At 50.1% G+C, this 11,221-nt stretch carries 12 protein-coding genes; all 12 read right to left on the reverse strand.

Annotated features, from left to right (window positions below; genetic code table 11):
- Nucleotides 1–1,244 (reverse strand): glycosyltransferase (locus VMT62_07660; GenBank protein ID HVN96287.1); only part of this gene is annotated, 1,244 nt, incomplete at its 3' end.
- Nucleotides 1,241–2,146 (reverse strand): SDR family oxidoreductase, encoded by a 906-nt coding sequence (locus VMT62_07665; protein ID HVN96288.1) that lies wholly within the window; start codon nucleotides 2,144–2,146, stop codon nucleotides 1,241–1,243. The genes VMT62_07660 and VMT62_07665, both read right to left, overlap by 4 nt.
- Entirely contained in the window at nucleotides 2,143–2,709 is a 567-nt protein-coding gene (locus VMT62_07670) for an acyltransferase (protein ID HVN96289.1), read from the reverse strand. The genes VMT62_07665 and VMT62_07670 overlap by 4 nt, the downstream gene beginning before the upstream one ends.
- Nucleotides 2,710–2,826: 117 nt before the next feature.
- On the reverse strand, nucleotides 2,827–4,050 hold the full coding sequence (locus VMT62_07675) for a LegC family aminotransferase (GenBank protein HVN96290.1): 1,224 nt from the start codon (nucleotides 4,048–4,050) through the stop codon (nucleotides 2,827–2,829).
- Nucleotides 3,993–4,994, reverse strand: a complete 1,002-nt coding sequence (locus VMT62_07680) for an NAD-dependent 4,6-dehydratase LegB (protein HVN96291.1) — start codon at nucleotides 4,992–4,994, stop codon at nucleotides 3,993–3,995. The genes VMT62_07675 and VMT62_07680 overlap by 58 nt, the downstream gene beginning before the upstream one ends.
- Before the next feature lie 3 nt (nucleotides 4,995–4,997).
- Nucleotides 4,998–6,020, reverse strand: a complete 1,023-nt coding sequence (locus VMT62_07685) for a hypothetical protein (protein HVN96292.1) — start codon at nucleotides 6,018–6,020, stop codon at nucleotides 4,998–5,000.
- A 370-nt stretch (nucleotides 6,021–6,390) separates the two neighbouring features.
- Nucleotides 6,391–7,431 carry a nucleotidyltransferase family protein gene (locus VMT62_07690; GenBank protein HVN96293.1) on the reverse strand — a complete coding sequence of 347 codons (1,041 nt, stop codon included), beginning with the start codon at nucleotides 7,429–7,431 and terminating at the stop codon, nucleotides 6,391–6,393.
- 16 nt (nucleotides 7,432–7,447) lie between these two features.
- Nucleotides 7,448–8,137, reverse strand: coding sequence for a class I SAM-dependent methyltransferase (locus tag VMT62_07695; GenBank protein HVN96294.1), 690 nt, complete (start codon nucleotides 8,135–8,137; stop codon nucleotides 7,448–7,450).
- A gap of 28 nt (nucleotides 8,138–8,165) precedes the next feature.
- Entirely contained in the window at nucleotides 8,166–8,897 is a 732-nt protein-coding gene (locus VMT62_07700) for a class I SAM-dependent methyltransferase (protein ID HVN96295.1), read from the reverse strand.
- Entirely contained in the window at nucleotides 8,879–9,928 is a 1,050-nt protein-coding gene (gene neuB / locus VMT62_07705; protein HVN96296.1) for an N-acetylneuraminate synthase, read from the reverse strand. Before neuB ends, VMT62_07700 begins: the two co-directional genes overlap by 19 nt.
- Nucleotides 9,929–9,949: 21 nt before the next feature.
- Nucleotides 9,950–10,996, reverse strand: coding sequence for a GNAT family N-acetyltransferase (locus VMT62_07710; protein ID HVN96297.1), 1,047 nt, complete (start codon nucleotides 10,994–10,996; stop codon nucleotides 9,950–9,952).
- A 19-nt stretch (nucleotides 10,997–11,015) separates the two neighbouring features.
- Nucleotides 11,016–11,221 (reverse strand): hypothetical protein (locus VMT62_07715; GenBank protein ID HVN96298.1); only part of this gene is annotated, 206 nt, incomplete at its 5' end.

Here is an 11,221-nt window from a genome sequence, read left to right on the forward strand (position 1 = left end):
ATTGCTTTATTTTGCTTCTCGTTTACAGGGCCTGATTGTGCAATCTCGCCATAGGCCGAAAGGACTCGAGGCCGAACAACTTCATCAAGAAATTCCTTCCTCACGATCTCAGTATTGATTGCCGCCGCCTTATCTATGATCGTATCATCAGTGAGCGCTTTCCTCAGAGCCTGAGCTACAGCCGTTGGATCATCCGGCGGAACCAGGAAGCCATTCTCACCGTCGGTTATCAATTCACGTATGGAATCTAAGTCGGAATGAATAGGAAAAGCGCCAGCTGACATTGCCTCAAGAAGGCTGCCTGGTATACCGTCATTAACCGTCAATGCTAGAAAAATTCTTGACGATTGATAAACCTCCATCAGATTCTTGTAAGAAATGTGCGGCAGGATGTGAAGCTTCAAGTCTGTTGTTGCAGATAGCATTGTTAACTTCTCTGCGACGGCCTTGGAGAACTGAGCGGAGAATATGGCAATGTGATAGTCCTTCAACACGTCTCGGCACAAGCTTAGCGCATCCATTGCGGTCATAGCTCTTCCGACCGGGTCACCGTCTGCAATGTCCCTGCCTTTCACGAGGATGGTTCTTCTCGAGGAGGGGACGCAAAGGGCATCAAGAGAAGGGGCAAATTGTTTTTCGATGCCGCCGAAACCTGTGAAGAAGCCAACAAATCTTCCCTGGAATCCCATCTGCTTCGCCAATTCCCAATCGTGTCGATGCTCCGTGGCGAGGTAGTCGCAATTCCTTATAACATCTTCGACATCTTCCCTGTTTTCTTTGGACAGTGAAGGATAAAATGAAAGATCAGTTCCCCAGGATGAATAGAACCACGGTACTGCATGCCGTGATCCGAGTTCCTGTCGGACTCGAAGAACCGGAAGACAGATGTTCGTCCAGTTTATGTTAAGCCCTAGAGAATGAATGACGTCTGGTTTCAGCTGTTCGATTAGTTTTTTCAGGTAATCCTCATGCACAGCCTGGAAAGCACCTGGCTGCTTCTTTTCGATACGTTCCATCCACGTGTCTACCCCACTGCCCAGACCTAAGGTGAAACGAGCGTCTACCCCTTTAGGAACTGGGCATTGCAGCGGAACATGGAGAACGCCAAAACAGAATTCAGGATTAATCGAAGAATGAGACGCCATTGCCTGGAACACGTGCACTTCCCAACCAGTATCTTTCAGCTGGTTTACCCACCTGGCCGCGTGGATGCTCTCTATTTCCGTGACAATGAGCAGCTTCACTTCGGTTCGCTCCATTCTAGGAGGCAAGACCGCAATCTAAGTCTGAAATCCAGATCAACCTTCCCTGCTGTGTGCGCCTCGTAAAGGACCACATCGGCCTGCCATTTAAGTGGATCACCAAGCCGTACCTTTCCCTGGAAGACTATCGGCTTGCCACTATTCAGAATTTCCTTCATGAGATAGGCGAGTTCCTTCACGGAGACAGCACGGCCAGCTGCAACATTGACGATGAGATACTTCTCTTTTACTCCGGAAAGCAGCTTCTCAAGCAGACGGGCCACATCATCAACATGGATGTAGTCTCTCGACTCGTTGCCGGTCCCCTCGACGACAACTTCCTTACGGTTCCTGAACTGATCAAACAATTCCCACACAAGAAGCCTCTTCTGTCTCGTGCCAAAGACAGAGAACAATCTTACTACAAGGGAAGGGATACTGTAGAGTTCCGCGTACTCCTCCGCCAGCTTTTCACATAACACCTTGTGATAACCATACGGAGAAATGGGTTTCAAGGGAGCTGACTCTGAAACCGGCAACGAGGCGGGGTTACCGTAGACGGCTGCACTGGACGGGAATATGACCAGTGGCCTTATCCCGGACATCCGTATCCCTTCGAGAAGTGAGTGAAACAGGACGACCGATTTCGAAAAATCTTCCGCAGGGTCTTTGAAGGAGTCTCTCACGGAAGATGGCCCCGCGGCGTGAATAATTACATCGGGTCGGAAGCGCCTCACGAGTCGCGCTATTTCGGCCGGTCTGTAATTCGTCTTCACGTTCTCTGAGGCAAAAGGGCTGAGAATCTCTCGCCTTGAGAATCCAATAATATGAGCCCCCTTTGCGGCGAAATATGCCCCGAGGGAACAGCCGATAAAGCCTGATATGCCGGTGATTAAAAGTTTCACGTCTCAGTCTCGCCATTCCCATCGATCTTCCTGACAATGTGCGCAGGGTTGCCGCTGACCACGCTATCGGGTGGTACATTGTCGGTCACCACGCTGCAGGCGCCGATGACAGACCTCTCGCCAATTGTCACTCCTTTGAGGATCGCTGCGTTGAAGCCGATCCAAACCTTATCACCGATGGTTATCTTCTTTGTGGGAACATTTGACCAGTCTTTGTTTTTAATGAAGTTATTCCTGTCCTCCAAGTAGTCCTTGTAGCACTGGCTTGCGTCATTTTTCCTCCGCTCCCAGAGTACTGAGTGTGCGCTTGTATCCATCAGGGTTATCCCCCAGGCCATCAGGACATCATCTCCGACTTCAATGGATTCAGCAGCGATGAAAGTAGATGCCCCTATCTGACATCGCTTTCCGACCGTGATCTTGGCTTCGGGTCTCAACAGGCTAAAGCTCGCAAAAATATGAGAGCCTTCTCCTATTTCCAGGCAGATTTTAGGCGGCTGAGGAGGGTTGAATAGTTTCACGGATGCCACGGGGTCGACTATTGTGCTCGGGTGAATTCTCACATAATCCTTATGAAGGTCCCAGCAGGTGGGGAGAGATTCCCGGACAGGTTGAGGGTTTGGGCAAGGTCTGATTCTGTTAAGAATTTTTCGGATCATCTTGCGCGGAATAATTACGATTTATGCAAGTGCGGGGCTGCTGGGGATGTTTATCAATCGAGCTTCGATGCTTTCAGCCGAAGAAAGGTCCATGCGAGGACAATGCTTGAACATGGGCAGTCTGTGCATCAACGTGTAGAGAGGTCTTGTCATTATGTCGTTGCTATTGGTCAACTCCAATACCAGGTCCCTCTCCTCCTCCCCGTTGTTGCCACAAAGCAAGAGCGCGTTCAGCCAATAGTTGCTCCTTGCGTAGGATGGTTCGGTAAAGAACGTGACTCCTTCGACTCCATCGAATGCAGCCTGGTATTTCGATGCGAGCGACCGCTTTTTCTCGAGGAATGAAGGCAGTTGCTCGAGTTGGGCACAGCCCAGGGCAGCGTTGATGCTGGGCAATCGGTAATTGTATCCTATTTCGTCATGCAACACGGACCATTGGTGGGGTGACCTGGCGGTAGTGGAAATGTGTCTTGCATAGCTGGCTATATTTTTACTGTTTGTCAGAACAGCACCCCCACCTCCCGTAGTAATCGTCTTGTTGCCGTTAAAGCTGAGAGCGGAAGCTATCCCCCAGTGGCAGGTGTGCTTGCCTTTGTAGAAAGAGCCTATCGATTGTGCAGCGTCCTCTATCAATGCAATACTGAAGCGATCACAAATTTCTTTGAGGCTGTCGAGGTCGGCAGGGTGACCGAACGTATGAAGAACAACCAACGCACGTACGCGACGCCCGGTGGCGGTGTTGTAGCATGCGCCTTCTCTCAATGTTGATGCCGACCGTAAATATTCCTCCAACTTTTTCGGATCGACGCCAAGGGTCCTCTCATCGCTATCCACAAAATGGGGAGTGGCGTTGCAGTAAGTGATGGCATTGGCGGTGGCGACGAACGTCATGGTAGGGCACAGAACTTCATCGCCCGCCTTTACGCCTGCGGCCTTCAGGGCCACATGAAGCGCGGCCGTTCCATTCACGGTAGCAACGACGTATTTGATGCCCGTAAAGTCGGAAAGCATGGTTTCGAACCGATTGACAAAGGGTCCAGCTGATGAGACCCAGGTAGAATCCAGGCATTCCTTCACGTACTTACATTCGTTACCAGAAAAACAGGGCTCATGGAGGGCGATCGGCTTTCCTGTTACCGCAAGGCATTGTCTGAGTACGGACAGTATAGATTGGGCTCGCGACGATTTCAAATGGTGTACCTGTCTGTTTTGTAGCTCCGCGAGTTCTCCTGGTTCGAAAACCATGCAATAGTTTTCTCCAGTCCCCGTCGAAAGCCATCTCCACCGCTATACGCCGGTTGCCAGCCTATCAATGCCTTTGCCTTAGCATTCGAAGCTATTAGTCGCTCCACCTCGCTTGTCTTGGGGCGGATCCGCTGTTCGTCCGTGATTATCTCTATTTTTTTTCCTATTAGCTCGGCAATCAGCTCAGCGGTTTGCCCAATTGAAACCTCGTAGCCGGATCCCAGATTTATCACTTCGCCGATGCACGTCTCGTTTTCGATTGCCGCAACGAAGCCGCGGACTATGTCCTCTACATAATTGAAATCCCTCGTAGGGTGAAGCGATCCAAGTTGTATTGTCCCTTTCCCGCTCAGAATCTGGTTGATGATGGTTGGAATAATGGCCCTTGCAGATTGTCTGGGCCCGTATGTGTTGAAGGGTCTTACCACTGCTACCGGTGTCCCGAAAGAATGATGGAAGGATAGCGCCAGGTGATCGCCGGCGATTTTGGTTGCGGCATAGGGAGACTGCGCATTCGTGGGATGGTCTTCAGCGATAGGTACGAAGCGAGCGGTGCCATACACCTCGCTGGTAGAGGTGTGAATTACTTTTTTGACGTCGGATTCCTTTGAGGCCTGCAGGATATTCAGTGTGCCGCGAACATTTGTATCAACGTAGCTGTCAGGCGAATAGTAAGAATAGGGAATTCCGATGAGTGCGGCAAGGTGCAGGACCATTTCACATCCTTCTACGGCCTTTTTTACTCCGTACGGATCTCGGACATCTCCCGCAAAGATGTCCACTGACCGGATCGTCTCTTCATCGAGGTGATCAAGCCAGCCCCAGGAGTTGAAAGAATTATAGTAGACGAATGCACGGACGTTGTAGTTGCTGTGCACCAGGTACTCTACTAAATGAGAGCCGATAAAGCCGTCGGCACCGGTCACCAGGATTTTTCCAGTCATGTTTTACCCTTGTGCGATACTTCCCGACCAGAGCACGCTTCTTCCGTCCCACTCAGCCAGGCGCTTGAGCGGCTCCATGTAGAGAGTAGCGGCATTTTTGTAAGAAGCCCAGGTCCATTCCGGGAACCATTTTTCAACAAAAACGTCGTCCATCGGTTGTATAACATCCACTTCGTACAGGTATTTTAGTGAAAGGACAGGGTAAGAGAGACAAATGACCTCGCTATTTATCACGAGGGGCTCCCACATCTCAATGGGATAACGTTTGAATCGTGTGTCCAGTTCCTCGATCTGAAAGGGGCCTGAGAGTTGCTGTTTGATTGCTTCGTTTCGCGGAAGGGTCTCCCCCGGATGAGACTTAAGAAAAATAACGCTCTCCGGCCTGCAGTGTTCTTTCAGCATCGTGCAGTACATCTTTATTTCTGTGTCAAATTCGATGAAATTGCCCTCCGCTATGTTGTCGGTTAAGAGTACATATTTTCCTCTGTTATGGTGTGTTGTGAGGAGATTGTCTATGTACTGGCTCAAGTCCTCCGCGGCCGATATGCAGGTCCTCACGATATCGAGCACGAGAGCTTTTTCCGGGACTATCAAATCAACACCTCTAAGAAAATATCCAGATTGATCGATGGGCAGTATAAGCACCGCTATATGGGGAGAGAACTGCTTGGCCTCGATATCTTTGAGTGTGAGATTCGTTTTTCGAAACAACCCTAATCTTCCGAGCCTTTCAACGGTTTTCCGCAGCGGCCCGGTTTTTTTCTTATCCGTGGCCTCGCTTGCAAAGGCGTCCGGGAAAAGAAATCCAAGATGCACATGCTTCTGATACACATTTCCGAGCCCGTCGCCGAAACAAATCCTTTTAGCTTTTGGAAAGGAGGCGCAGAGTAAATTGAACATTCCCCCTTCAATATCATGCGCGTAGTAGATCTCGTGATAGCGGTCCCCCGTACGCCGCTTCAGCGCGAGAATGGTTCCAGCGAGATCTCCGTTCGGCGATAACGCCGCTTTCTCGTCACTCGACATCGTAATTACGTTCTTGACAAAAGGAAATCCGCTGGAAATGCGGGACACTAATGTTCCAATTTGCTCAACGACTTCTGTACCGACCCCTGGCCAGTGGGCGAGAAACGTAACAGCCGGGAGATCGTCAGGGTGTAAAGTTTTGATCGCGGCAATCGAGGAAATGACGTGAGTGGGAGACATTATATAGACAAGACTATTATTCATCGGATCGATATTGGGGCCTTAATCTATCAAGGCTAACAGTTTCCCTCTCTCGACTGCTATTCGTGGGGACGTATCCCGGTAAGCTTCTATCAATTTTTACTTGAGGCATGGGAAGCATCATCACAAACCACGAGAAGTATTCTCAACTGTTGTCCTCGAATGCATGTCAGATAATTCCTTTTGCTTTCCATAAATCTTCGTGTCTCCCTACGTCGATCCATTCCTCTTCAATCAGGTAAGCACTCACCAGAGCATTTCGGGCCAACAGGTTCTGGATGAGTGATGTAATCGGGAACTCCTGATCTTTTGGTATAAGAGAGAGGACCGAAGGGCTGAGAATATATATGCCGCTATTGATGACGAAATGCTCGGTCGGCTTTTCCTGTAGTTCGATCAGCCTCGTGCCCTCTTTTCTTACCACACCAAAAGGTATGTGCAATGGATAGAGACTTACGCCAACGGTTGCCTCGCATTCTTGCGCTTCGTGGAATTCAAGCATCCTGCCGATATTTGCTTGAGTCACCAGGTCACCATTCATAACAATTAAGGGGTGTGGTCCTGTATCTGGCAGCAGTGACAATGCTCCTCCAGTTCCAAGCGATTTTTCTTCTCTGAGGTAATGCACAGTGCACCCGAGAGAGCTTCCGTCTCCGAAATACTCCTCGATAGTGTTACTCATATAGTTGACGGCGATGTAGATGTTTCTTATACCGAATCCAAGTAAATGGAGTATTACCCGCTCCAGGATCGGGCGGCCGGCTACGGGTACCATCGGCTTGGGTATTGCCTCCGTGAGAGGCCTTAGCCTTACGCCCTTTCCTCCTGCCATAACAACAGCGGTATTCGGTTTTATTGCTGTGCCCAGGATTTCTTGCAGAAAATGAACGCCGACCAAGCGCATCTCACGATCCACTATCGGTATCTGGAGGAGAGTTTTTGCTTTCATCAAATCCAGTGCGCTTGCCCGGCTCATTTCAGGTCCTGCATACGTAAAATGACTGTTCATAATGGCTTCAACCGAAGATTCGAATGCAAGACCTCCCAACAGCCCTCTCCGTACATCTCCATCGGTTATGCTACCGACCAACTTCCCGCTATCGTCTTCGACAAAGACTATTTCGCGCCAATTCTCATTTATTTTTTCCATCGCCTCCCGGATGGTTTGGTTCTGTCTGATCAGATATTTTGTTAACTCTTCTTTTTTCATCAGGTCCCTTTTGAAGTTAGTTCTCGACAGACTGGCCCGGGCGTATTCCCTTTGAGCCTGTCACAATCCAGAATGCCAGACTGTTCTGCCCGTTGTTTACTGTCCGCACGACATAGTTGATTTCCAGGGGGGAAAAGGGGGCGTACATGTTTTGAACATCCTCAAGGGAACAGAAACGCACGATCCCCATATTGGCAAATGGACCCTCCGGTGAATCCACGAAGGTGTTCTTCCCGGCAGGCTTGCCTATCCCGTACCCCCAGCAATCTATCCTGGGGGTATGTGAGAAAAAAGATCCCCCGACTTTCAAAACTCTCTCAACTTCCTTGATTATTTTCTGGCTGTTTTTCAGATCATTACACATAAGACAGGCCAGGTCTATAACGCAGTCAAAATATTGATCCGGGTACGGCAGAGAGGTCGCATCACCCACTCGGAGATCTGCAACAAGTCCCTCACTCTCCAGGCGTCTCTTCAGTTTGGCGATAGCCGTGGTCGATCCATCGTAGGAGGCTACGGAGAAACCCTCCCTGCACAGGTACCAGGTAGCAGAACCATTACCGCAGCCCAGATCCAGAAACCTCACCTCTTCCCGGGGTTCCCGGTTGTAATAGTTCCTTGCCACAAAACGTATAAGCTCTTCAGCGGGATACTTCCCCCATTCTCTGTTCGCATGAATATCTTCCCAGACAGGATCCCAACTCATCCCCTGATCCTCTCAGTCCTCTGACTATCTATTTTGTCAGGGTATATAGCAACTGTCCCTTCAGAACCGATTTTGAAATCGTTCCATCTTGATAATTTGCTGTAACCCTCTGTCTCACCTTCAACCCGCTGGCAATAAAGAGGCCTTCTATTTCGCGAGGGGTAAACAGGTGCCCCATAGATATCATCTTTGTGTTGCCAACGTTCCACTCGAACGTCGCATCGCCTCTTTTCTCGTCCGGCAGAAGAAAGTCCTTGACGATTCTACCTAAGATCTTGAGAGTCCCGTACTGCGCGGCGTTGTGGCGATTATTAACATCAACAAACAAAACTCCCTCAGCACTGAGGAGTCCCTCCATCCTTCTCAGGGCTTCCACTCTTTGAACTCGACTTTCAATATGCCCCAGGACGTTCCAGAGACAGATGACAACGTCGAAGGTGCCGCGGTCAACAGGGAGGTCCTCTGCGGATACGGACCACACTTCCGCCCCTTGCAGTTGCCTGCATCTAGCCACCATTTCCATGCTGGGTTCTGAAAGAACGACGCGAGGAATCTTCTTTTCGATAGCGATATTCATTCCCCGCACGCCATCTCCCGCCCCGACATCAAGGAGACTTGTGGCGTTGTGGGGTATGTGATGGATGATGTATTTCTCTACCGCCTCAAGGTAAGCGGATCGCGTCCTGGAATACTCCCGGTAATGGGGAGCGAGGCTGTTGTAAAGCTCAATGGTATCAGTGCCTATGCTAAATCCTCCCACTGCAAAGGCATATCCTCCTTAAGATCATGCTTCAAGGTCAACCCAAGCACCTTCTCCAGGTCTCCGGGTTCAATGCCGTTCGCCGGCCGTTTGATCTCTATCATATCGATTTGCAGCCTTGTGCCTTTGGTCAGATCGCGGCCCGCGACCAAACTCTTGCGGATCAGCGGGAGATTTGGCGCTTCGCAGGGCGCGGGTTCTTTCACGCCGGTGCCCAACGCCTGATGGACGATGCAAACACCCTGCACCAATTCCTTCAGTTCATGCGGTTCGATAGAGGCCTGATGGTCAGGTCCAGTCATAGTCCTGTCGAGCGTGAAATGTTTCTCGATCGCCGCCGCTCCGAGGGCTGCCGCGCTTAATGCAGCATGGTTGCCCAGCGTATGATCTGAGTATCCGACCGGAAGCCCGAATGTCCGCTTGAGTGTTATCATCGCCCTGAGGTTGATCTGGTCGCAGGGGGCGGGATAGCTCGAAACGCAATGAAAAAGCAGAATCTCTTTAGTACCTGCGTTTTTCAGTGTCTCGATAGCTTTACGCACCTCTGCGAGGGTGCTTGCACCTGTTGAGAGAACAATTCCCTTGCGCTTGGCTCCTGCATACTTGAGCAGAGGAATATTAGTGATCTCACCCGACGGTATTTTGATTGTATTTAGGCGAAGTTCATCGACAAGAAGGTCGACGCTGTCGAATTCAAAGGCTGTGCACAGGAAAGGCATGCTGACAGAGGCACAATATTCCTTCATTTCTCTTAATACTGATGGACTCAGTTCGAGTGCCTTGCACATCTCCAGTTGATTCCCTGTACCCTGCATCGCCTTTTCCTGGTATGCAGCCTTCGGTGCGTACCGGCTTATCTCCTTTTCAGACTTGAATGCTTGAAACTTAACGACGTCAGCGCCCGCTTCTTTTGCGCTATCGACCATCTTCCGGGCAAGCAAAGGGTCGCCGTTATGGTTTACACCGACTTCCGCAATAACGATAGGCTTGTCTTCCTCTCTGAAAAAAAAATCTCGTGTCTCGAAATTCATGCTATACCTGCCCTGAAGCTCCTACCTGCGGTAAGCCGGAAAGTAATCGGATGAAAGAACATGCCCCAGGGTCTGCTGCTCGTGAGCAATCTTGTAGGAGCAGAGTTCGGCGTACGTCTGATCATGCAGGACACGGTAATAGGTATAAAGCTCCGCTGTCCTCCCGGAGAACCTGTGTTTGAAGGCAAAAAGGCTGTCCCCTGGAGAAGAGGTCACCCCGCCTCCAAGATGGTATCTTGTGTACCCGTTACGCTTTGCCCATAATGCCGTCTCGTACATGAGGAGGTTGTTTGGTCTGAGCTCGAAATACGTATCGTCAGACCCTCCAAAATGATAGTACGCCGTAGAGAAACCGTGCATGAGAAGATAGACAGAGGCAACCTGATCACCGACGTATGCGAAGAACAGTGAAGTTCTTTTCCGTCCTAAGAGCTTCGAACAGTTGAAGAAGTAATCCTCCGGAAAGAACCACCGTTCGGCCGCCTCGTTTCTCTTCATTGTTCGATAATAGAGGGCGTTGAACGTAGTGAAAGCCTTGGCGTCAGGTTCGATTTTTTCGATCCTCACGCCACTATTCTTTGCTTTCTGGATACTGCTGCGATGACCTCTACTGATGCGGCCCCAGAATTCGTCTTCATCCAATGTCAGATCAATGTAAACCACAGCTTTCTGCAAAGACACACCACTGACTCCGGCACTGATTGCAAGAATGTGATTACCGATCAGGGGATGACAACTCGTGAATTCCGAGGCAAACTTCTGTTGGTAGAAATAGTCGAGCAGATGTTCTTCAAACTTCGACAGAAGTTGCTGAAGCCTGGTAGAGCTTGTATTCGAAAGCGGCCCCCCATATCCATAGGGGTTTGTGACATCATAGTATTCCTTCGTGACGTGCTGGTCCTTCAAGAACGGCAGCTCGTTCAATGCTCTCTTGACAAAAGGCTGAATCACGAAGTAGTCCTCATTTCCATAAAAGGCAAGAAACGGCTCGTATCCGTACGTTTCCCGGTAGATGAGTCCGTACTGAGGCAGAAAGTGTATGTCGCGATCTGCAGCCGGAAGACGCATGATCAGCGACGACCAGCGATCACGGTCGGATAATGTGAGGATCTGGAAATGAATTTACTGACTCCTGGAGCAGGAACTCTTCGTCAGACTGAACCCACTTTGTCAAGAGCGATTCCTTGACGGCAAGGCGAGTCAGGACATGAACCACTTTTTCGGCTGTAGTCCCGTCACCATACGGGTTTTTGCAGTCAGGTAGCTTCCCTCTGAATCCTTCATCCTCGAGCA

Source organism: Syntrophorhabdaceae bacterium, assembly GCA_035541755.1.
In the GTDB taxonomy this organism is placed as follows: domain Bacteria; phylum Desulfobacterota; class Syntrophorhabdia; order Syntrophorhabdales; family Syntrophorhabdaceae; genus PNOF01.

What these genes read in the sequence shown, in the direction of transcription:
- VMT62_07675 (HVN96290.1), bottom strand. Translation starts at nt 4,050, where the DNA reads ATGGTTTTCGAACCAGGAGAACTCGCGGAGCTACAAAACAGACAGGTA.
- neuB (HVN96296.1), bottom strand. Translation starts at nt 9,928, where the DNA reads ATGAATTTCGAGACACGAGATTTTTTTTTCAGAGAGGAAGACAAGCCT.
- VMT62_07690 (HVN96293.1), bottom strand. Translation starts at nt 7,431, where the DNA reads ATGAAAAAAGAAGAGTTAACAAAATATCTGATCAGACAGAACCAAACC.
- VMT62_07680 (HVN96291.1), bottom strand. Translation starts at nt 4,994, where the DNA reads ATGACTGGAAAAATCCTGGTGACCGGTGCCGACGGCTTTATCGGCTCT.
- VMT62_07710 (HVN96297.1), bottom strand. Translation starts at nt 10,996, where the DNA reads ATGCGTCTTCCGGCTGCAGATCGCGACATACACTTTCTGCCTCAGTAC.
- VMT62_07695 (HVN96294.1), bottom strand. Translation starts at nt 8,137, where the DNA reads ATGAGTTGGGATCCTGTCTGGGAAGATATTCATGCGAACAGAGAATGG.
- VMT62_07685 (HVN96292.1), bottom strand. Translation starts at nt 6,020, where the DNA reads ATGTCGAGTGACGAGAAAGCGGCGTTATCGCCGAACGGAGATCTCGCT.